Below are 20,369 nucleotides of genomic sequence, written 5' to 3' on the forward strand. Positions count from 1 at the left end.
TTTCGTTATCGCACTTCGTGTTTCAGGCTGCCGGTGAGAATACACAGCACGCCCATCAGATCCGCATGCCGGATCGCCACCTGCGCTTTTTCATACACTTTCGGCTTGGCGTGGTAGGCGATGCCCAACCCCGCCGCCTGCATCATTTTCAAATCGTTGGCGCCGTCGCCGATGGCCACGGTCTGCGCCAGCGGGATCTCCAGCTTCTCCGCCAGCCGCAGCAGCGTATCGGCTTTGAACTGCGCGTCCACCACCGGCCCCAGCACTTCGCCGGTCAGCTTGCCGTCGCGGATCTCCAGCTCGTTGGCCGCCGCCGCCACCAGCCGCAGCCGGTTGCGCAGGTATTCGGCGTAGTAGGTGAAACCGCCGGAGGCGATCGCCACATGCCAGCCCATCGCCTGCAGCTTGCCCACCAGGCTGGTCAGCCCCGGCATCAACGGCAGTTCGTCGCGCACCTGCTTGAGGATATTGGCGTCAGCCCCTTTCAGCGTGCCGACGCGCTGGCGCAGGCTGGCGGTAAAATCCAGTTCGCCGCGCATCGCGCGTTCGGTGACTTCCGCCACCTGCTCGCCGACGCCCGCCAGCTTGGCGATCTCATCGATGCACTCGATCTCGATCGCCGTCGAATCCATATCCATCACCAGCAGCCCCGGCGTGCGCAGGTGCGGGATTTTGCCGAGCGGCGCCACATCCAGCCCGCTCTCCGCCGCCAGCAGCTTGGCGCGCGGCGTCAAGGTTCCCGCCAGCCGCACCACCTGATAATCGTCCACGCCCCAGGCGGTGACGATCACCATCGCCGCGCCCAGCTTGCGTTGGAATTGGGTAATGCGCGCCTTGTCCAGCTTTCTGCCATATAACAGCCACCCGGTATTACCCGCCCGGTAGTCCAGCGGCATCACTTCGTCGCCGCTGAGCGAAAGGGGAAGACCCGGCCATTGAGAGATCTCCGCCGGAAGATCGCAATAGGTCAGACTGTTTGACATCATTGACTCCTGAATGGACAAAAACGCTGCATGATAAAACGACGCATCAAGCTATCCTATCGCCAGCGGTTCTGGCAACATAAAGTGTCCCCGATGCCCAAGGAACCTGCATGGCTCGCGCTAAACTGAAATTTCGCCTGCACCGCACCGCTATTATCCTGATTTGCCTGGCTTTGCTGGTGCTGCTGATGCAGGGCGCCTCTTATTTTAGCCTGAGTCACCAAATGGCGCGATCCGAGCAGGTGGAAGAGCTGGCGCAGACGCTGACCAAACAGGTCGCCTACAGCCTGGCGCCGCTGCTGGACGACGACGGCAACACCCCGCGCATCGACGCCATCCTCAAGCAGCTCACCGATCACAGCCGCATTCTCGACGTCAGCGTGTATCAGCAGGATGGCACGCTGGTCTCCCACGCCGGGGAACAGATAAGTATACGCGATCGCCTGTCGCTCGACGGCAAGCGCGCCGGCAGCTATTTCAACCACCAGTTGGTCGAATCCATTCAGGGCAAAGACGGCCCGATCGGCTTTATCCGCATCACCCTCGACACCCACGTGCTGGCGACCGAATCCAAGCAGGTGGACAACACCACCAACCTGCTGCGCCTGATGATCCTGCTGGCGCTGGCGATCGGCATCATTCTGGCGCGCACCCTGCTGCAACACCGCCGCAGCCGCTGGCAGCAGTCGCCGTACCTGTTGACCGCCAACACGCCGTTGGCAGAAGGCAATACGGTGGAAGACGACGAAGAGGATGCGCCGGAGACAAAGCAGGAAGCGCCGAAGAAGGAATAACTCAGGCCAGGCGTTGAATGCGCTCGTGCCGTTTTCTTGTCCTTTCGGTGAATAGATTGTCCGTAACAACGGGATCCACAACCAATTGAAAGGTAAAGCGTTAGCCAAAAATGGCCGTGCGGAATGAATAGATTGACAGGCGGGCGCCATGACGACGCCCGCCGCGGTATTACGCTTTGTCGCCCAGCAGCACGGATTCCAGCGCGATAACGATCATTTCGTTAAAGGTGGTCTGGCGTTCCGCCGCCGTGGTCGCTTCGTGACGCAGGATGTGGTCGGACACGGTGCAGATGGTCAGTGCCTTACAGCCGAACTCTTCGTACAGCTCCGCCGCCACGCCGTAGATGCCGGCCGCTTCCATTTCCACGCCCAGGATGCCGTACTTCTTCATCACCTGGAACATGTCCGGATCCGGGGTGTAGAACAGATCGGCGGAGAAGATGTTGCCCACGCGCGCCGGGATGCCCTGCGCCGCCGCCGCGTCGACCGCGTTGCGCACCATGTCGAAGTCGGCGATCGCCGCGTAGTCGTTGTCCTTGAAGCGCAGACGGTTCACCTTGGAGTCGGTGCACGCGCCCATGCCGATCACCACGTCGCGCAGTTTGATATCGTCACGCACCGCGCCGCAGGAACCGACGCGAATGATCTTCTTCACGCCGAATTCGGCGATCAGCTCGCGCGCATAGATGGAGCAGGACGGGATGCCCATACCGTGGCCCATCACGGAGATGCGGCGGCCTTTGTAGGTGCCGGTGAAGCCCAACATGCCGCGCACGTTGTTCACTTCCACCGCGCCTTCCAGGAAGGTTTCGGCGATGTATTTTGCGCGCAGCGGGTCGCCCGGCATCAGTACTACGTCAGCGAAATCACCCATCTCTGCATTAATGTGCGGCGTAGCCATAATTTTCTTCCTTTAGAAATCTTATTTAATAAAAACGTCAAACATCTAAGCCTTGAATGTCGAGTTGCAGCCAGGCAGCTAGCGGGTGAATCCCCAGGAGCTTACTTGAGTAAGCGACTGGGGTTCACGCGTGAAGCTAACAACGCTACGGCTTGAAAGACAGGGCTTAGAACAGGGTCTTACCGTAATCCATCGGCGACAGGCCAAAGTAATTGGCGACGGTCTGGCCGATGTCGGCGAAGGTCTCGCGGTGGCCCAGCGAGCCCGGTTTCACTTTCGGGCCGTAAACCAGCACCGGGATGTGCTCGCGGGTGTGGTCGGTGCCCGGCCAGGTTGGGTCGCAGCCGTGGTCGGCGGTGAAGATGATGATGTCTTCGTCTTTCACCAGCTTCAGCAGCTCCGGCAGGCGGCGGTCGAACAGCTCCAGCGCGGCGGCGTAGCCCGCCACGTCGCGGCGGTGGCCGTAAGAGGAGTCGAAGTCCACGAAGTTGGTGAACACAATGGTGTTATCGCCGGCCTTTTCCATTTCAATCAGGGTCGCGTCAAACAGCGCATCGATGCCGGTCGCCTTCACCTTCTTGGTGATGCCAACGTTGGCGTAGATGTCGGCGATTTTACCGATCGACACCACTTCGCCGCCCTTCTCGTCCACCAGCTTTTTCAGCACGGTCGGCGCCGGCGGCTCTACCGCCAGATCGTGACGGTTGCCGGTGCGCTGGAAGTGGCCCGGCTTATCGCCGACGAACGGACGCGCGATCACGCGACCGATGTTGTAACCGCCTTCGGTCAGCTCTTCACGCGCAATTTCGCACAGCTCATACAGACGATCCAGGCCGAAGGTTTCTTCATGGCAGGCGATCTGGAACACCGAGTCAGCGGAGGTGTAGAAAATCGGCTTGCCGGTTTTCATGTGCTCTTCGCCCAGCTGATCGAGGATCACGGTGCCGGATGAGTGGCAGTTGCCCAGGTAGCCCGGCAGCTTGGCGCGTTCGACCAGTTTGTCCAGCAGCGCCTGCGGGAAGCTATTGTGCTCGTCCTTGAAGTAACCCCAGTCGAACAGCACCGGTACGCCGGCGATTTCCCAGTGGCCCGACGGCGTGTCTTTACCGGAAGAGAGTTCGCTGGCGTAAGCGTAAGCACCGATGATATCGGCGTTGCGATCCAGCCCCTGCGGGAAGTTGCCGGTGGACTCTTCCGCCGCTTTGCCAAGGCCCAGACGGCTCAGGTTAGGCAGCGTCAGCGGGCCCTGGCGGCCCACGTTGGCCTCACCACGCGCGCAAACTTCGGCAATATGGCCCAGGGTGTCGGAACCCCGATCGCCAAAACGTTCGGCGTCTTCGCTGGCACCGATACCGAAGGAGTCCAATACCATAATAAATGTACGTTTCATCTGTGCTCTCCTGCGTGTTTTCACGCTTTGGACGGCCGCGAAAAAGCCGCGGCCGTTCCTGATTCTTGGGTTATTCCGTGATGCGCTTATACACCACCGGCGTCGCTTCCGGCGCCTTGTCGCTCAGCGTCATTGCGCTGCGCACCGCATCGGCCGCCAGCTGCCAGCTCTCTTCATCGTTGGCGTGGATCATCGCCAGCGGTTGCTGGGTATCCACCTTATCGCCCAGGCGCGCCACCTCGGTCAGGCCAACGCTGTAGTCGATGGCGTCGCTTGCCCGGCGACGGCCGCCGCCCAGCGACACCACCGCCATACCCAACGCACGGGTATCCATGGCGCTGATGATGCCCGGCTTTTCAGCATACACCGGCTTGCTCAGCGTTGCCGCCGGCAGATAGCTATCATAACGTTCGACGAAGTCTATCGGCCCTTGCTGCGCCGCCACCATGCGGCCAAACACCTCAGCCGCTTTGCCGTTGTCCAGCACCGCCTGCAGTTTGGCGCGCGCATCGGCCTCGTCTTGCGCCAGGCCGCCGGACAGCAGCATCTCCACGCACAGCGCCAGCGTCACTTCCAGCAGGCGCGGGTTGCGGTATTCGCCGGTCAGGAAGCGCACCGCTTCGCGCACTTCCACCGCGTTGCCGGCGCTGGAAGCCAGCACCTGGTTCATGTCGGTCAGCAGCGCGGTGGTCTTGCAGCCCGCGCCGTTGGCCACGCCGACGATCGCCTGCGCCAAATCTTGCGACAGGGCATAGGTCGGCATAAAGGCGCCCGAGCCCACCTTCACGTCCATCACCAGCGCATCCAGCCCTTCCGCCAGCTTCTTGGCCAGAATGGAGGCGGTGATCAGCGGGATCGAATCCACGGTGGCGGTGATATCGCGGGTGGCGTAGAAACGTTTGTCCGCCGGCGCCAGCGAGCTAGTCTGGCCGATGATCGCCACGCCGACGTCCTGAATAATTTTGCGAAAGGCGTTATCGTCCGGGAAAATATTGAAGCCCGGAATGGCTTCCAGCTTGTCCAGCGTGCCGCCGGTATGCCCCAGGCCGCGGCCGGAGATCATCGGCACATAGCCGCCGCAGGCCGCCACCATCGGGCCGAGCATCAGCGAGGTCACGTCGCCCACGCCGCCGGTCGAATGCTTGTCGACGATAGGGCCGTTCAGCGCCAGGCTCTTCCAGTCCAGCACGGTGCCGGAATCGCGCATCGCCATGGTGAGCGCCACGCGCTCCGGCATGCTCATGTCATGGAAATAAATGGTCATCGCCAGCGCGGCGATCTGCCCTTCCGACACCACGTTGTCGCGAATGCCGTTGATGAAGAAGCGGATTTCCGCTTCGCTTAACGGCTGGCCGTCGCGTTTCTTACGAATAATTTCTTGAGCCAGGAACAAGGCATCCCCCTGTGTCGCCGAGAGTCGGTGCAGACGGGCGCGCCTGGCGCCCGCCAACGAAATCGATCAGTAACCGCCGCCGGCGGTCTGGGTCTGGTGGCCCAGCGCAGTCAGCAAGCTGGCCAGCAGGCTGGAAGCGCCAAAGCGGAAATGCCGCGCGTCGGCCCACCCCTCGCCCAGAATACGATCGGCAAGTTGCAGATAATGCAGCGCGTCTTCCGCGGTGCGCACGCCGCCGGCCGGCTTGAAGCCCACGGTCTTCGCCACGCCCATATCGCGGATCACCGACATCATCAGCTCGGCGCTCTCCAGGGTGGCGTTGACCGGCACCTTGCCGGTGGAGGTCTTGATAAAGTCAGCCCCGGCCTTGATGGCGATCTCGGACGCTTTGCGGATCAGATCGGCCTGCTTCAGCTCACCGGTTTCGACGATCACTTTCAGCAGCACGTTGGCCGCCTGGCATGCCTGCTTGCACTGTTTCACCAGCTCGAAGCCGACCTGTTCGTTGCCGGCGATCAGCGCGCGGTAAGGGAACACCACGTCCACTTCATCCGCGCCATAGGCGATGGCCGCGCGGGTTTCCGCCAGCGCGATGTCGATATCGTCGTTGCCATGCGGGAAGTTGGTCACGGTGGCGATACGGATGTCCGGCGTGCCTTGCTCGCGCAGCGCCTTACGCGCCACCGGGATAAAACGCGGGTAGATGCAGATGGCCGCCGTGTGGCCGGCCGGGCTGTTGGCCTGACGACAGAGGGCGATCACTTTCTCGTCGGTGTCATCATCGTTCAGCGTGGTTAAATCCATCAAGTTCAGCGCACGTTGCGCTGCTGCGGTTAATTCGGTCATAAAACTCTCCAACTGAGTACCTGGGTGTTGGCGAGCGGACTTGGTTCCATGAAGATAGCGCAGGGGAACGGCGTTCCCGCGGCGGCAACTGAGATCCTTCTCACCGCACATGGCCACCCGCCTTGCGGCCGGCCAGTAATAGCTATTTGAACACGAATGCCGAGGGCGATTCGCGTTCATCGTCACACTATATGAAATAGCACTGTAACAGACCGGAATTATATGTGAAGAACATCACAAAATAACGCGATATCGTTCACAAATTCGCTAAAGAAGCGGCTGAAGATCGCGGGTGCGACAAACACCCACGTTGCTTAGAGTATAGGCGGAGTCCCGCGATCGGTCGCGCCGTCGCGGGCTCCGTGAAGGCTTACAGCGCCAGGAAGAAACCGGCGATGGTGGCGCTCATCAGGTTGGACAGCGTGCCCGCCGCCACGGCTTTCAGACCGAAGCGCGCGATGTCATGGCGACGGTTGGGCGCCATGCTGCCCAAACCGCCCAGCAGGATCGCCACCGAGGAGAGGTTGGCGAAACCGCACAGCGCAAAGGAGATGATCGCCTTGGTGTGCGTTGACAGCACCTGCAGGCCTTCTGCCGCCACCACATCGTCCGGGCGCAGATAGGCGCCGAAGTTCATGTAGGCGACAAACTCGTTGACGATGATCTTCTGGCCGATAAACGAACCGGCGGTCATCGCTTCACTCCACGGCACGCCGATCAGGAAGGCGATCGGTGAGAACACCCAACCGAGGATCAGTTCGAGCGACAGCTGCGGGTAATCGAACCAGCCGCCGATGCCGCCGAGAATGCCGTTGAGCAAGGCGATCAGCGCGATAAACGCCAGCAGCATCGCACCGACGTTCAGCGCCAGCTGCATGCCGGAGGCCGCGCCGGAAGCCGCCGCGTCGATCACGTTGGCCGGACGCTCTTCTTCGGCGATCAGCTTCATCGCATCGTCTTTATCGTGGGTCTGCTCGGTTTCCGGCACCATCAGCTTGGCGAACAGCAGCCCGCCCGGCGCGGCCATGAAGGACGCGGCGATCAGGTATTCCAACGGTACGCCCATCTGCGCGTACCCCGCCAACACCGAACCGGCCACCGAGGCCAGGCCGCCGCACATCACGGCGAACAGTTCTGACTGGCTCATGGTGGCGATATACGGGCGCACCACCAGCGGCGCTTCGGTCTGGCCAACGAAAATGTTGGCGGTCGCCGACAGCGATTCGGTGCGCGAGGTGCCCAGCAGCTTGTGCAGGCCGCCGCCCAGCACGCGGATCACCAACTGCATGATGCCGAGGTAGTACAGCACCGCAATCAGCGAGGAGAAGAACACGATCACCGGCAGAACGCGCAGCGCGAACACGAAGCCGCCGCCGCCGAACACTTCGAACATCTTGTCGGACACCAGCCCGCCGAAGATGAACGAAATGCCCTGATTGCCGTAGGCGATAACGTTTGCCACGCCGTTAGACATACTGCCGAGGATGCTGCGGCCCAGCGGCACGTACAGCACCAGCGCGCCGATGCCGATCTGAATGATGAACGCCCACACGACGGTGCGCAGTTTGATGGCTCGGCGGTTGCTGGAGAGCAGCACCGCAATGGCGATCAGCACCGCCATGCCAACCAGACTCATGATGAGTTGCATGCAAAGTTTCCCTGTTGCAAAAAATAAAATACATCCCTGCTCATGAAGAGAGGTCTGCTATTGGAGAGTTTCGGGGGGATTATACTGAGCGAGGTCACCCTCGCACCGATTTATGTCACAAATGTATACAACGAGACGCAAATGAAAATCTTATAACGTGACTCAGGTCACGTTATGCAGACCTCAATTCGGCATGGCGAACAGCGCTTGGGTATTGTGTTGCAGGTGGGCGGCGATCTCGTCGGCCGACTCCGGGCGCAGTTCGCACAGCGTCTCAAACACCTCGACGGCGCGTTCGGGGCGATTCGGTTGCCCCTGATAGCCGGCCAGCGGCATGTCCGGCGCATCGGTCTCCAGCAGCAGCGCCTCTAGCGGCAGCTGCGCCATCACGCCGCGCGTTTTCTGCGCCCGCTCATAGGTGATGGTGCCGCCCACGCCAATGTAATAGCCGAGACGGATAAACGCCTGCGCCTGCGACAGGCTACCGGCGAAGCCGTGCACCACGCCGCGACGCGGCAGCTGCATGCGCCGCAGCGCGGCGGCCAGCTGATCGTGGGTGCGACGCGAATGCAGGATCACCGGCAGGTCATGCTGTTTCGCCAGCCTCAGCTGGGCCAGCAGCACGCTTTGCTGCCGCTCGAACTGTGGGTTGTCCATATACAGATCGAGCCCGATCTCCCCCACCGCCACCAGCTTGTGCGGCCGCTCGGCCAACAGCATCGCCAGCTGTTCCAGCTGCGGCTCATGATGCTGCGCGATATACAGCGGGTGCAGACCCAGCGCGGCGAACAGCGGCGTGTGATCCTGCGCCAGCCGCAGCACCCGCGCGAAGCGATCGGCAGTGACCGTCGGGATGATGATGCGCTGTACGCCGGCGCTTGCCGCCCGCGCCAGGCTCTCGACTTCATGCCCGGTAAAGGGCGGGAAATCGAAATGGCAGTGGGTATCGGTAAAGGCGTAACTCACAGCGCCCCCCCTTCACCCGGCGGCAGATCGCCCGGCAGGATGATTTTCGGCGCCGCTACCGCCGCCTCCGGCTGCGCCGCCCGCTCGGTGGGCATGGCGATGTCGGTCACGATCGGCGAAGGCATTCTGACGTTCTCCGGCTGGATCAGGCGGCGCGACAACGCTTTTCGCACCTTGATGCCGTCGGGCTCCGGCTGTGCCATCCACTGGCCGACGGTGGCCAGAAAGTAGCGGCCACAGCGGCGCCCCAGGTGATAATCCTGATTGAGCGCTCCCAATCGGCTGCCCAGCGCATTGCTGGCCAACGGCTTCGGCGGGAAGATCTCGAAGATGCGCAGCTTGCCCGGCGGCTTTTCGATAAAGCGCTGGATGCGGTGATAGCTTTGCTCGTGATGCTGCAGGATGCGCACCATCTGCTGCAGGCTGCTGTCGCTCAGCCAATGCTCCATGCGCTTCATCCACTGCGGGGTGTAGTACATCTGCGAAGGCACGGTGCGGATCACCACGATAGTGTCGGCGCCGCGGCGATAGGCCTCTTCCACCGGGATCGCATCACTGATGCCGCCGTCCTGATAGCTGACGCCGTCCAGCTCCACGCCCTGGCGATAGAAGCCGGGAATGGCGCTGGATGCCTTGATGGCCGGCAGCCAGCGTTCGCGCTGCGCAGGCAGATAGGTCGGCTCGAAATCGTCGCTGCGGCAGGCGCACAGTAAGAATTCGCGCCCGTCGGTAAAATGCTGTTCCGCCACGTCCATCGCCAGCGGCATCTGCGCCGCCGCCGTATCAACCAGCCAATCGAGATCGATCAGATGCCCGCCACGCACGAAGCGCAGCGGATTGAAGAACTGTGCCGAAGTGGTGTAACGGGTGATCACCCGGCGCGCGTAGCCCATCTGCCCGCAGATATAGGCAGACAGATTCTGGGCGCCGGCCGACGTGCCGATCAACAGATCGAAAGGGTTAAAGCCCGCGCGCTGAAACTCGTCCAGCACGCCGGCGGTGAAAATGCCGCGCTGGCCGCCGCCTTCGCAGACCAGCGCCATTTTGCCTGGCCGAAAGGGTTTAGACGCCAGCGGTTCTATATTGCCGAGCGTGATGGGTATTCTGTATCCCAACTTGGCATCCTCAGTGAGACGTTTTCTCCGAGGATACCGCGTCTCGCTCTCTTCCGTAATCCTCTTGCAGTACGCCGGCGAGGAAATCGTTGCTGCCGGCCAGCCAGGCGCAATCGCTGCCGGACCATTCGGCCCACGCCTGCCATACCTGGCCTTTCAGCTGTTTCCAGCGCCCGACGATGATGTCACTGTTCATGTCCGGCCCTCCCCGACGTGAGAAAAGGAGTTAAGCTTTGTTACAGTTTACGGGAAAATGCCGGCCGGCTAAGGGCGCCGACGGCCGGTGAACAGGCTGACCAGGAACAGGATGATGCCGACGACGAACACGATTTTAGCCGCCCAGGCGGCGGTGCCCGCCAGCGAACCGAACCCCAGTGCCGCAGCGATAAGCGCGATAACTAAAAAGATAATGCCCCAACGAAACATAAGCTTCTCCTTACCATTGTGAAAAAATTCGCTGCCGTCTACCGCCCCGACAACGGGACATCGACGGCAAATCAGTTTCTTTTTTTGGTGGTACACGTCGGGCCGCCTTGACGGCCCGACAGATGCGGCTTGTTGTTACTTGTTACGGGCGCCTGGCGGGATTACTGCTTAACCACCAGGTCGTTTTTCACGCTTTTCACGCCATCGATAGCCTTGGCGATGCTTTCGGCACGCTCAGACTGCGCCTGCGTTTTCACTTCACCGGAAAGCTGCACCACGCCATCGGTGGTTTCCACTTTCACATTGCGCGACGGCACGATGTCATCGGCCAGCAGCTTGGCTTTCAGCTCACTGGTGGTGGCGGTGTCGCCGGCATACGATTTGATCGATTGATTGGCTTCATCTTTCACGTGCAGCTTGTCGCTAACGGTTTTGACGCCTTCCACCTTGCCGGCAACCGCAACTGCATGCTCCGCCTGCGCCTGGCTGCCGACAAACCCGCTCAGGATCACGGTGCCTTTTTCGGTTTTCACCGAAATGTCAGTGCTTTTGATGGTCTTATCGTCCACCAACGCACTTTTAACTTTAGCCGTTATCGCGCTGTCATCCATGTAACCGTCAACTTTTTTCATGGAGCTATCGATTTTGGCACCGGCACTGTCCGCGGCGTTAGACGCCTTGTTGAGCAGACTGTCTTCGGCTAGCGCAGTGCCGCTCACCAAAACAGAACCCAAAACAACAGCCATCAGCGAGTGTGCAAATTTGGTCTTTTTCATCGATCTCTTCCTTTTGTTGGGGGCCCGCAGCGCCAGAGTGCCGGAACCCTTCAGCCACCTTCACGCGGCCTCTCGGTAAATACTTCATCATCGCTATATGATTAAGCGTTCACGATAGGAATATTGCAACAGCCGTGCCAACTCAACAAACACCTTTAAAATCAAGCAAAAGAAGCGTTGAGTCGGATTTTTAATCAAAAAACTGTCGCCTATTGACGACAGACTAAGTGACACGAAACGGTAAAATAGTCATCTCATTGATATTTAAGGAAACAGACTGTCTCCTATCGGCAACACATCAGAATAACTCACCAAACAATCAGCGTATTGCAGTGATTTACTCTCAAGCAATGTGCGGACATCTCGTTAAAGATAGACCATGCGGCGGAAAACGCAGGCCAATCGCGTCTCGCCTTGGCGATGTCGATTCGCAGGATAAAATATGAGGAAGTTTTATTAATTAGCGGAGTGAGAATACGGGGAGCTGGCAGGGCGCACCGGGCGCCCTGCAGAGTTATCAGTGTTCGCGGGTTTTGCGGAAGGTCACGTCAGGATAGCGTTCCTGCGTCAGGTTGAGGTTCACCATGGTCGGCGCGATGTAGGACAGGTTGTCCCCACCGTCCAGCGCCAGGTTGATCTCGTTCTTGCGCTTGAACTCTTCGAACTTCTTCACGTCGTCGCACTCGACCCAGCGTGCCGTCGACACGTTGACCGACTCATACAGCGCTTCCACGTTGTACTCGCTCTTCAAACGCGCCACGACCACGTCGAACTGCAGCACGCCGACCGCACCGACGATCAGATCGTTGTTGGCGATCGGGCGGAACACCTGCACCGCGCCCTCTTCGGACAGCTGCACCAACCCCTTCAACAGCTGTTTCTGCTTCAGCGGATCGCGCAGGCGAATGCGGCGGAACAGTTCCGGCGCGAAGTTCGGGATGCCGGTGAACTTCATGTCTTCGCCCTGGGTGAAGGTATCGCCGATCTGAATGGTGCCGTGGTTGTGCAGACCGATGATGTCGCCCGGGTAGGCTTCTTCCACGTGCGAACGGTCACCGGCCATAAAGGTCAGCGCGTCGGAGATCACCACGTCTTTGCCGGTGCGCACCTGGCGCAGCTTCATGCCTTTCTCGTAACGGCCGGACACCACGCGCATAAAGGCCACGCGGTCGCGGTGCTTCGGATCCATGTTGGCCTGGATCTTGAACACGAAACCGGTGAATTTCTCTTCCGCCGCCGTTACTTCACGGGTGTCGGTTTTACGCGGCATCGGCGCCGGCGCCCAGGCCACCAGGCCGTCCAGCATATGATCCACGCCGAAGTTGCCGAGTGCGGTACCGAAGAACACCGGCGTCAGCTCGCCGCTCAGGAAGGCCTCCTGATCGAACTCGTGGGAAGCGCCCTGCACCAGTTCCAACTCATCGCGCAGCTGCGCCGCCAGATCTTCGCCCACGGCGATATCCAGTTCCGGGTTGTTCAGGCCTTTGACGATGCGCACTTCCTGAATGGTGTGGCCTTTACCGGTCTGGTACAGGTAGGTTTCATCCTTGTACAGGTGGTAAACGCCTTTGAACAGCTTGCCGCAGCCGATCGGCCAGGTGATAGGCGAACAGGCGATCTTCAGTTCGCGCTCGACTTCATCCATCACCTCCATCGGATCGCGGATGTCGCGGTCCAGCTTGTTCATGAAGGTCAGGATCGGCGTGTCGCGCAGACGGGTGACTTCCATCAGCTTGCGGGTACGATCCTCAACGCCCTTGGCGGCGTCGATCACCATCAGACAGCAGTCGACGGCGGTCAGGGTGCGATACGTATCTTCGGAGAAGTCTTCGTGCCCCGGGGTATCCAGCAGGTTGACCAGGCTGTCGCGATACGGGAACTGCATCACCGAGGTGGTGATCGAGATCCCACGCTGCTTTTCCATTTCCATCCAGTCGGATTTGGCGTGCTGGCTGGAGCCGCGGCCTTTTACCGTACCGGCGGTCTGGATCGCCTGTCCGAACAGCAGCACTTTTTCGGTAATGGTGGTTTTACCGGCATCGGGGTGCGAGATGATGGCGAAAGTTCTTCTTTTGGAGACTTCGCGGGCAAATTCACTAGGAGACATGGTTTTCAGGTTCTACGGTTAGTCCGCCCTGCGACATCATCAGAACGCGCCGATCGCGGCGCCAGGCAAAGCGGTGAATAAAAGATAACAGCCGGGTATTTTCGCCGATTTGCCAACCGGTGACAATCAATGGATCCGATTTCCCGCTAACGCAGGTGGAAATCGGGAGACAAAGCGGCCCAATGCCGGCGCAATACCGATTTGTGATCGTCCGCCATCGGCAGCTCTTCCAATAAGGCCGGCCACAAATTTCGCGCCTTGTCGATGGCATCCACCAGGTGCACCCGTATCGCAGACCAGGGAATATCGACCCGCTCAGCCCAGCGTTCGAAGGTTTGCATTGAGATCCTATCCCAGCGCTTTTCCTTCGCCATATTGAGCGCAGCCTCAGACTCACCAGGAATATAAGCCAACGTAGTGACGATGTCATAAGCGGGAGAAAGCCGAATATCAGTCTGGTTTGGATAGAACATGGACCAATTTTTTACGTGCGCATCGCCATTGGCGAGCAAAATATTCGCCAACAGACGGCGCGCCATTTGCTGCACATCCGCTAAAGATTCACTGCCATACTCATAGAGATAAGCCGCTATTTGATCGTAATTTTTGCCGCGGTATTTATCGTGCGCGTAAATCTCGAATATCTGGGCAAAATCTTCTGCATGCACTCGCCCGCTTTCGCTGCGGTCAAAACGACGGGTGGCATAAGCATAGGGTTCATCCGCCAAGCGAATATCAGGCAAGTGTTCAAGTCGTGTCAATTCAACCAGCTCAATATCAGGAATATCCACGCCGATGGCTTGCGCCAAACGCATTGCCGTATATTCATTTTCAGGGAGATGACGATGAACCGTTGAAGGCGTTTTAATGATCCAGCTATCAGCGCCCACCTGAGAAGAAATGTTGAAGCGGCCCTCTTTGCGCACAGAGGAAAATTTCATTTGTACCCCTGCCAGAGAAAACTTTTGCGCCTCCATCCCAACATCAATTTGCACGGCTTCCAACTCGCCGCGCGACCTTAACGCCCAGGCGGGTATGTCACTGGCAGCCAACGGCCGTGCTTCAAGCGCTCCCGGCAAGTTTCCACCGGCCCAGGCAATTAAAGGAAACTCCTCATTCACATGGGCTTTCAACGACTGTGCCACCCAAGTGCGCAGTGCGCCTTCGGGTAACAAGTTGGATAAAACGGGCGGCAGACGCTGCGATGACTGTAAAACTTGCTCAAGATACCCCGCGTGAGCCTTCTGCCTGAGCGTAAACAAAGGACGAACACGCTCCGGCAAAGCGAGGTAGTGTGGATCAAACGTCAGGATGTTTCTGCCGCCGCTGTAATGCGCCAGCACGCCAACACGCACGCCATGCAATATCAAGGCTAATGCCTGTACCGATTCAACCTGTCGCAGCCCTTTCATCAGCTAGTCCTCGAGATCTTTCAGTTTTTTTTCAAAATCCTGCGGCTTACCGACTTCCGGTGCGCTACTCACTTCCTGTTGCAGCAGGCACTCCACATCACGGGCAGACTTTTTTGGCACGATGACATATTCCAAATTCATCGCCGCCAATATTCGTAGCAACGTGCTTACCCGCATATCGCTCCCCGCTTCAATACGCTGATATTGCTGTTGGGTCATGCCAATCTTCATTAAAAAGTCTTTTTGACTCCAACCCAACTCACTGCGTTTTTCTTTCAGCAACGCTGATATTTCGGATAGTTTTCTCATCCGCGCCTCCAAACAACGCATTGATTGTCTCACCAGCAATAAACAACAAATTAGTTGTCGAGACAGTGAAAAACAACTTTTTTGATGTAAATTAATGAATAAACAACTTTTTAGTTGTAAAAGGGAATGCAAACAATAAACAGGATGTTTTAGATTACCCCAGCGGCAGCGCCATCACGATCGCGTCTTCGCGGCCGTGGGCGCTCGGGTAATAATTGCGGCGCACGGTGACCTCGTTGAAACCGAGATCTTCATACAGCGCGATCGCCGCCTGGTTGGAAGCACGCACCTCCAGCCACAGCGTAACCACGCCGCGGCTCTCCAGCTGTTCGATCACCGCGTTGAGCAGCAGGCGGCCAAAGCCCCGGCGCTGGTACTGCGGATGGATGGCGATGTTGAACAGCGTGGCTTCGTCCAGCACGATCTGCGTGATGGCGAACCCCGCCATCGCCCCGTCGGCGCTCAGCTTCAGGTTAAGGTAGCGATCGCCCTGATTGCTGGCGAAGGTGGTTTCCGTCCAAGGAAAAGCGTGGCTGGCTTGCTCAATGGTGAAGGCCGTGGCCAGATCGGCCGCCGTCAGGGTAGAAATCGTGTTCATGATGACAAATCTGCTGCCAGAGGGCGCGTTTGGCCCCCGCGTCTTGGGAAAGCTCGGCCAGCGCCGGGCTGTGTAGCTGCGCGCCGGCGACCGCGAGCGGTTCCGCCACGCCCAGCCGCCAACTGTTGCATGCGGTCTCTTCAGGCAGCATCGCCGCCTGTTCCGGCGTCAGGCTGTAAGTTTGCGCCGGCGTCAGCCCCAGGCTGTGCAGCACGTCGCAAAACAGCGGATCGTCGGGTGCGGGCAGCGTCTGCGCCACCACCAGCAGGCGTGCCTCGGGCGGCAGACTGACCGCCACTTCGCCCTGCAACACGCTCGGGCGGCGCAATGTCCACTGCGTAATACCCAGTTGTTGTAACAGCCAGTCGCGTTTTGATGCCATGCCGATTCCTACCCGTTGTGGTGCGCCATGCCTGCCATGCGCCGCGCTATGCTAACAAACCCGCGCAGCCCGCGCCAACAAACCCGTCGAACATATCGCCACAAAGCTCTATAATCCCCGGTCTCATTTCCAGGAGCCAATATCTGATGTCTGCATTAACCCCCGCCAGTGAAGTCATGCTGCGCCACAGTGATGAATTTATCGAACGCCGCGTGCTGTTTGCCGGCGACCTGCAGGACAGCCTGCCGGCCCAATTCGAGGCCGCGGACGTGCGCGTCCACACTCAGCAATACCATCACTGGCAGTTACTGAACCGGACGATGGGCGATAACGTGCAGTTCGGTTTGACCGTCGATCCCGCTTTCGTCGCCGACTGCGACACGCTGGTTTACTACTGGCCGAAGAGCAAGCAGGAAGCGCAATTCCAGCTGTGCAACCTCCTGGCGCTGCTGCCGGTGGGCGCGGACGTGTTCGTGGTCGGTGAAAACCGCAGCGGCGTGCGCAGCGCCGAGCCAACGCTGGAAGGCCACGTCACGCTGGTGAAAATCGACAGTGCGCGCCGCTGCGGCCTGTATCATGGCCGCCTGGACGCGCAGACCGAGTTCGACCTGAACGACTGGTGGGACAGCTATCAGCTGCACGATCTGGAAGTGAAAACGCTGCCGGGCGTGTTCAGCCGCGACGGTCTGGACGTCGGCAGCTCGCTGCTGCTGTCGACGCTGGAAAAACACATGAAAGGCAAGGTGCTGGACATCGGCTGCGGCGCCGGCGTCATGGCCTCGGTAATGTCCAAGCTGTCGCCGAAGGTGAAACTGACCCTCAGCGACGTCAACGCCGCCGCGGTGGAATCCAGCCGCGCAACGCTGGCCGCCAACGGCATCGAAGGCGAAGTGATCGTCAGCAACGTTTACTCCGACATCACCGGCCGTTTCGACATGATCATCTCCAACCCGCCGTTCCACGACGGGCTGCAGACCAGCCTGACCGCTGCTGAAACCCTGATCCGCGGCGCGGTGAAGCACCTGCCGATCGGCGGCAGGCTGCGCATCGTCGCCAACGCCTTCCTGCCGTACCCGGACATTCTGGACGCCACCTTCGGCAGCCATGAAGTGCTGGCGCAGAACGGCCGCTTCAAGGTGTATCAGGCCACCGTCGGCCGCCCGCCGCGCGCGCCGAACAAGAAATAATTCGCCGTTGGCGGAAAACGACAGAGCGCGGCCTGAGGCCGCGCTTTTTTTTAGCCGTTGATATAGGTCATCGACTCGGCGCCGTAGCGTTCGCCGGCCGCCGCACTCAGTGGGAACACCGCGTCGATCGCCGCCAGCTCAGCCGCGCTCAGCGTTATCTCCGCCGCCGCGACGTTCTCTTCCAGGTAGCGACGGCGTTTGGTGCCGGGGATCGGCACGATGTGCTCGCCCTGCGCCAACACCCAGGCCAGCGCCAGCTGCGAAGGTTTGACGCCCTTCTGCGCCGCCAGCTCGCTCACCTTCTCCACCAGCGCCAGATTGCGGCTGAAGTTTTCCCCCTGGAAGCGCGGGTTGCTGCGGCGGAAGTCGTCCTCGGCAAGATCCTCCGGCCGCTGGATAGCGCCGGTGAGGAAACCGCGCCCTAACGGGCTGTAGGGCACAAAGCCGATGCCCAGGCGCTCGCAGACCGCCAGCACGCCCTGCTCGGCGTCGCGCGTCCACAGCGAATATTCGGTCTGCAGCGCGGTGATCGGATGCACCTTGTGCGCCCGCTCCAGCGTGGCCACCGACGCCTCGCTCAGGCCGATGTGGCGGATCTTGCCTTCGCGGATCAGATCCGCCATCGTGCCCACGACGTCCTCGATCGGCACCTGCGGATCGACCCGGTGCTGATAATAAAGATCGATCTCCTCCACGCCCAAGCGCCGCAGGCTGCCCTCGACGGAACGCCGGATATACTCGGGCCGGCTGCTGACGCCGCGCGCCGAAGGATCCGCCGGATCGCGCAGGATGCCGAACTTGGTGGCCAGGAACACCTGTTGCCGCTTGCCTTTGATCGCTTCCCCCACCAGCGCTTCGTTGGTGTGCGGGCCATACATGTCGGCGGTGTCGAGCAGCGTGACGCCCAGCTCCAGCGCCCGGTGCAGCGTGGCGATGGCTTCCTGCCGATCGGCGCCGGTGGAGTAGAAGTCGCTCATGCCCATGCATCCCAGCCCCAGGGCGGAGACGACGGGACCGTGGGAACCCAGTTTACGTTGTTGCATTGTGCTGCCCTCATGCGGTGAATGGATAACGCAGCAAAGTCTGGTTGTTTACACTACAAAGATAAATAATGCAGATTGCACATCACTGTTCAAAAATCACCAACAATCCGGAGTGGACATGGATCAGGTTCAAGCCATGCGCATTTTTACCCGCATCGTCGAACTGGGCAGCTTCAGCCGGGCGGCCGAACGCCTGCAGCTGCCGCGCGCCACGGTCAGCAACGCGTTAAAACGGCTGGAGCAGCGGCTGGGCGTTCGCCTGCTGATCCGCACCACCCGCCAGGTACAGGTGACCAGCGAAGGCAGCCTCTACTATCAACGCTGCGTGCAGTTGCTGGGGGCACTGGAGGAGGCGGACACGCTGTTCAGTCACCATAAGCTGCAGCCGTCCGGCAAGGTGCGCATCGATATGCCCCATTCGCTGGCGCGCCAGATCGTCATTCCGGCGTTGGACGACTTTTACCAGCGTTATCCCGACATCACCCTGGCGCTGGGTGCCAACGACACCCACGTCGATCTGCTGCGAGAAGGCGTTGACTGCGTGCTGCGCGCCTGGGAAACCGAAGACGACAGCCTGGTGGCGCGGCGCATCGCCCAGTTGCCACAGATCACCTGCGCTTCCCCCGCTTACCTGCAGGCCTGCGGCACGCCGCTCGACATCGATAGCCTGGCGCCGCACCGCGCGGTGGGGTATTTTTCGCTGGCCAGCAACCGCGATTACCCGCTGGAGTTCTGCCGCGGCGGCAAGCTGGAACTACGCGAACTCCCCGCCCGGCTGAGCGTCAGCGGCGCAGACGCCTATATAGCCGGCGCGCGAGCCGGCATGGGATTGATACAGGCGGCGCGCTATTCGCTTGCCCCCTGGCTGGAACAGGGCGAACTGGTGGAAGTATTGACGGACACGCCGCCCCCGCCGATGCCGATTTACATCATGTATCCGCCTGGCCGTTTCCTGGCGCCACGGGTCAGGGTGTTGATTGATTGGCTGATTTGGCTGTTTGACCAGCAGAAAAGCGGCGATATGGCTGTTTTTCCAGCAAACGCCCGCAAAGCGGGGAAATAACTGTTGACGTGCCCGCCAAAATCTCTAGAATTCGCCTCCGTGGTAACGTTACTCCGGTAATGTTTCTGGTACGCGAAGGTGGCGGAATTGGTAGACGCGCTAGCTTCAGGTGTTAGTGTCCTTACGGACGTGAGGGTTCAAGTCCCTCTCTTCGCACCAAATAACCACATGATTTATATTGCACTCAGCATCGATGCGAAGGTGGCGGAATTGGTAGACGCGCTAGCTTCAGGTGTTAGTGTTCTTACGGACGTGAGGGTTCAAGTCCCTCTCTTCGCACCACGCTGGCGACGTAATATAAATCAAAGCAACAACATCGACTGTGCGAAGGTGGCGGAATTGGTAGACGCGCTAGCTTCAGGTGTTAGTGTCCTTACGGACGTGAGGGTTCAAGTCCCTCTCTTCGCACCAATTGATGATCTCTCCGGTAGTCTCCCCGAAAAAATCCCAACGCATTGATGAATCACACGCTTAAGCGTGGTTTTGCCGTTTCGGGCGTTTCACCCGAAGCTGAAGTTTAGGCTGACCGCCGCCAGGCCGCCCGCCAGCGCCATACAGGAAGGCAGCAGCAGATAGTGGCGCAGCCGGCTGTTGAACAGCATCACCAGCGTGGCCAACATCGCTATCACGATCAGGGTGCGCAACTGCAGCATATCCAGGTTGATCAGGGCCAACAGCGGCATCAACGCACAAGGCAGCAAAACGCCCCAGGCGCTGGCCAGGCGATCGCCGAGGCACCAACTGACGCCCCACAGCCCGCACGCGGCAATCATGGCAGTGAGCATGACAACCCTCCTCAAGTGATAATGATAACCAATATCATATAACACTTTTTTGGCCGCCGCATCATTTTCACTGCGCTGACCAAACTCAGATGACACCAGCAGGAAAAAATGATAATTTGACATAAGAAAATTCCTAGTCCTGTTTGCATGATAATAATCACAATCCTCAACCATGCAATTCAAGTGGATATTCGCGCCAAGGGAATGCTTCTCAACCTTAATTATTCGACAGAACGACTTTGCAA

The 20,369-nt window shown here is 59.7% G+C and carries 21 protein-coding genes and 3 tRNA genes; 6 read left to right on the forward strand and 18 right to left on the reverse strand.

Features of this window, described 5'->3' with window-relative positions:
* Positions 1-5 precede the first annotated feature (5 nt).
* Entirely contained in the window at positions 6-983 is a 978-nt protein-coding gene (serB, locus tag BVU99_RS09880; protein WP_016929162.1) for a phosphoserine phosphatase, read from the reverse strand.
* A gap of 110 nt (positions 984-1,093) precedes the next feature.
* On the opposite strand from serB, the gene BVU99_RS09885 reads away from it, so the two are divergent.
* Positions 1,094-1,777 carry a YtjB family periplasmic protein gene (locus BVU99_RS09885; RefSeq protein ID WP_025305217.1) on the forward strand — a complete coding sequence of 228 codons (684 nt, stop codon included), beginning with the start codon at positions 1,094-1,096 and terminating at the stop codon, positions 1,775-1,777.
* A 169-nt stretch (positions 1,778-1,946) separates the two neighbouring features.
* On the opposite strand, the gene deoD is transcribed toward BVU99_RS09885, so the two are convergent.
* From deoD to BVU99_RS09960, 15 genes are all read right to left on the reverse strand, one after another.
* Complete coding sequence (gene deoD / locus BVU99_RS09890; protein ID WP_004933059.1) at positions 1,947-2,678, reverse strand: purine-nucleoside phosphorylase; 732 nt, start codon at positions 2,676-2,678, stop codon at positions 1,947-1,949.
* A 166-nt stretch (positions 2,679-2,844) separates the two neighbouring features.
* Positions 2,845-4,068 carry a phosphopentomutase gene (deoB, locus tag BVU99_RS09895; RefSeq protein WP_043136044.1) on the reverse strand — a complete coding sequence of 408 codons (1,224 nt, stop codon included), beginning with the start codon at positions 4,066-4,068 and terminating at the stop codon, positions 2,845-2,847.
* Positions 4,069-4,138: 70 nt separating this feature from the next.
* Positions 4,139-5,461 (reverse strand): thymidine phosphorylase, encoded by a 1,323-nt coding sequence (deoA, locus tag BVU99_RS09900; RefSeq protein ID WP_043136047.1) that lies wholly within the window; start codon positions 5,459-5,461, stop codon positions 4,139-4,141.
* 66 nt (positions 5,462-5,527) lie between these two features.
* Positions 5,528-6,307 carry a deoxyribose-phosphate aldolase gene (gene deoC / locus BVU99_RS09905; protein ID WP_025305214.1) on the reverse strand — a complete coding sequence of 260 codons (780 nt, stop codon included), beginning with the start codon at positions 6,305-6,307 and terminating at the stop codon, positions 5,528-5,530.
* 370 nt (positions 6,308-6,677) lie between these two features.
* Positions 6,678-7,955 carry a NupC/NupG family nucleoside CNT transporter gene (locus BVU99_RS09910; RefSeq protein ID WP_038630188.1) on the reverse strand — a complete coding sequence of 426 codons (1,278 nt, stop codon included), beginning with the start codon at positions 7,953-7,955 and terminating at the stop codon, positions 6,678-6,680.
* 183 nt (positions 7,956-8,138) lie between these two features.
* Positions 8,139-8,921, reverse strand: coding sequence for a TatD family hydrolase (locus tag BVU99_RS09915; RefSeq protein WP_099816594.1), 783 nt, complete (start codon positions 8,919-8,921; stop codon positions 8,139-8,141).
* A complete protein-coding gene (locus tag BVU99_RS09920) occupies positions 8,918-10,036 on the reverse strand; it encodes a patatin family protein (RefSeq protein WP_025305211.1) in 1,119 nt (372 codons plus the stop codon). The genes BVU99_RS09915 and BVU99_RS09920 overlap by 4 nt, the downstream gene beginning before the upstream one ends.
* A gap of 10 nt (positions 10,037-10,046) precedes the next feature.
* Positions 10,047-10,232, reverse strand: a complete 186-nt coding sequence (locus BVU99_RS09925; protein WP_025305210.1) for a stress response protein — start codon at positions 10,230-10,232, stop codon at positions 10,047-10,049.
* Between the two features lie 68 nt (positions 10,233-10,300).
* The gene (locus BVU99_RS09930) at positions 10,301-10,462 is read right to left on the reverse strand and encodes a DUF1328 domain-containing protein (protein WP_004857650.1); all 162 of its coding nucleotides are present in this window, start codon (positions 10,460-10,462) and stop codon (positions 10,301-10,303) included.
* Between the two features lie 161 nt (positions 10,463-10,623).
* Positions 10,624-11,238 (reverse strand): molecular chaperone OsmY, encoded by a 615-nt coding sequence (gene osmY, locus BVU99_RS09935; protein ID WP_060448185.1) that lies wholly within the window; start codon positions 11,236-11,238, stop codon positions 10,624-10,626.
* 517 nt (positions 11,239-11,755) lie between these two features.
* Positions 11,756-13,345, reverse strand: coding sequence for a peptide chain release factor 3 (gene prfC, locus BVU99_RS09940; RefSeq protein ID WP_025305208.1), 1,590 nt, complete (start codon positions 13,343-13,345; stop codon positions 11,756-11,758).
* Positions 13,346-13,491: 146 nt separating this feature from the next.
* Entirely contained in the window at positions 13,492-14,757 is a 1,266-nt protein-coding gene (locus BVU99_RS09945; protein WP_099816595.1) for a type II toxin-antitoxin system HipA family toxin, read from the reverse strand.
* Between the two features lie 3 nt (positions 14,758-14,760).
* Positions 14,761-15,066: a helix-turn-helix transcriptional regulator gene (locus BVU99_RS09950; RefSeq protein ID WP_043136062.1), complete on the reverse strand. Its 306-nt coding sequence runs from the start codon at positions 15,064-15,066 to the stop codon at positions 14,761-14,763.
* Positions 15,067-15,220: 154 nt separating this feature from the next.
* Complete coding sequence (gene rimI, locus BVU99_RS09955; protein WP_049294806.1) at positions 15,221-15,664, reverse strand: ribosomal protein S18-alanine N-acetyltransferase; 444 nt, start codon at positions 15,662-15,664, stop codon at positions 15,221-15,223.
* On the reverse strand, positions 15,609-16,046 hold the full coding sequence (locus tag BVU99_RS09960; protein ID WP_060434175.1) for a DNA polymerase III subunit psi: 438 nt from the start codon (positions 16,044-16,046) through the stop codon (positions 15,609-15,611). Before BVU99_RS09960 ends, rimI begins: the two co-directional genes overlap by 56 nt.
* 146 nt (positions 16,047-16,192) lie before the next feature.
* Between BVU99_RS09960 and rsmC the strand changes: the two genes are divergently transcribed.
* Positions 16,193-17,233: a 16S rRNA (guanine(1207)-N(2))-methyltransferase RsmC gene (gene rsmC, locus BVU99_RS09965; protein ID WP_099816596.1), complete on the forward strand. Its 1,041-nt coding sequence runs from the start codon at positions 16,193-16,195 to the stop codon at positions 17,231-17,233.
* A gap of 50 nt (positions 17,234-17,283) precedes the next feature.
* Here the strand turns inward: rsmC and BVU99_RS09970 are convergent, their stop codons facing one another.
* Entirely contained in the window at positions 17,284-18,276 is a 993-nt protein-coding gene (locus BVU99_RS09970) for an aldo/keto reductase (RefSeq protein WP_099816597.1), read from the reverse strand.
* 118 nt (positions 18,277-18,394) lie between these two features.
* Here BVU99_RS09970 and BVU99_RS09975 point away from each other — a divergent pair, with 118 nt between their 5' ends.
* From BVU99_RS09975 to BVU99_RS09990, 4 genes are all read left to right on the forward strand, one after another.
* Complete coding sequence (locus BVU99_RS09975) at positions 18,395-19,339, forward strand: LysR family transcriptional regulator (protein WP_043136071.1); 945 nt, start codon at positions 18,395-18,397, stop codon at positions 19,337-19,339.
* Between the two features lie 72 nt (positions 19,340-19,411).
* Positions 19,412-19,498, forward strand: a tRNA-Leu gene (locus BVU99_RS09980).
* 36 nt (positions 19,499-19,534) lie between these two features.
* Positions 19,535-19,621, forward strand: a tRNA-Leu gene (locus tag BVU99_RS09985).
* 42 nt (positions 19,622-19,663) lie between these two features.
* Positions 19,664-19,750, forward strand: a tRNA-Leu gene (locus BVU99_RS09990).
* 89 nt (positions 19,751-19,839) lie between these two features.
* Here the strand turns inward: BVU99_RS09990 and BVU99_RS09995 are convergent.
* Complete coding sequence (locus BVU99_RS09995) at positions 19,840-20,124, reverse strand: DUF1435 domain-containing protein (RefSeq protein ID WP_004933115.1); 285 nt, start codon at positions 20,122-20,124, stop codon at positions 19,840-19,842.
* Between the last annotated feature and the right edge of the window lie 245 nt (positions 20,125-20,369).

The organism is Serratia sp. OLAL2, assembly GCF_002752475.1.
Taxonomy (GTDB): Bacteria; Pseudomonadota; Gammaproteobacteria; order Enterobacterales; family Enterobacteriaceae; genus Serratia; species Serratia bockelmannii.

Excerpts from the sequence above, each read along its gene's own strand:
- BVU99_RS09975 (WP_043136071.1), top strand. The coding sequence starts at position 18,395 with ATGGATCAGGTTCAAGCCATGCGCATTTTTACCCGCATCGTCGAACTG.
- rsmC (WP_099816596.1), top strand. The coding sequence starts at position 16,193 with ATGTCTGCATTAACCCCCGCCAGTGAAGTCATGCTGCGCCACAGTGAT.
- BVU99_RS09885 (WP_025305217.1), top strand. The coding sequence starts at position 1,094 with ATGGCTCGCGCTAAACTGAAATTTCGCCTGCACCGCACCGCTATTATC.
- BVU99_RS09930 (WP_004857650.1), bottom strand. The coding sequence starts at position 10,462 with ATGTTTCGTTGGGGCATTATCTTTTTAGTTATCGCGCTTATCGCTGCG.
- deoB (WP_043136044.1), bottom strand. The coding sequence starts at position 4,068 with ATGAAACGTACATTTATTATGGTATTGGACTCCTTCGGTATCGGTGCC.
- osmY (WP_060448185.1), bottom strand. The coding sequence starts at position 11,238 with ATGAAAAAGACCAAATTTGCACACTCGCTGATGGCTGTTGTTTTGGGT.
- rimI (WP_049294806.1), bottom strand. The coding sequence starts at position 15,664 with ATGAACACGATTTCTACCCTGACGGCGGCCGATCTGGCCACGGCCTTC.
- deoC (WP_025305214.1), bottom strand. The coding sequence starts at position 6,307 with ATGACCGAATTAACCGCAGCAGCGCAACGTGCGCTGAACTTGATGGAT.
- BVU99_RS09945 (WP_099816595.1), bottom strand. The coding sequence starts at position 14,757 with ATGAAAGGGCTGCGACAGGTTGAATCGGTACAGGCATTAGCCTTGATA.
- BVU99_RS09995 (WP_004933115.1), bottom strand. The coding sequence starts at position 20,124 with ATGCTCACTGCCATGATTGCCGCGTGCGGGCTGTGGGGCGTCAGTTGG.
- deoD (WP_004933059.1), bottom strand. The coding sequence starts at position 2,678 with ATGGCTACGCCGCACATTAATGCAGAGATGGGTGATTTCGCTGACGTA.
- BVU99_RS09970 (WP_099816597.1), bottom strand. The coding sequence starts at position 18,276 with ATGCAACAACGTAAACTGGGTTCCCACGGTCCCGTCGTCTCCGCCCTG.
- BVU99_RS09925 (WP_025305210.1), bottom strand. The coding sequence starts at position 10,232 with ATGAACAGTGACATCATCGTCGGGCGCTGGAAACAGCTGAAAGGCCAG.
- BVU99_RS09960 (WP_060434175.1), bottom strand. The coding sequence starts at position 16,046 with ATGGCATCAAAACGCGACTGGCTGTTACAACAACTGGGTATTACGCAG.
- BVU99_RS09910 (WP_038630188.1), bottom strand. The coding sequence starts at position 7,955 with ATGCAACTCATCATGAGTCTGGTTGGCATGGCGGTGCTGATCGCCATT.
- prfC (WP_025305208.1), bottom strand. The coding sequence starts at position 13,345 with ATGTCTCCTAGTGAATTTGCCCGCGAAGTCTCCAAAAGAAGAACTTTC.
- BVU99_RS09950 (WP_043136062.1), bottom strand. The coding sequence starts at position 15,066 with ATGAGAAAACTATCCGAAATATCAGCGTTGCTGAAAGAAAAACGCAGT.
- serB (WP_016929162.1), bottom strand. The coding sequence starts at position 983 with ATGTCAAACAGTCTGACCTATTGCGATCTTCCGGCGGAGATCTCTCAA.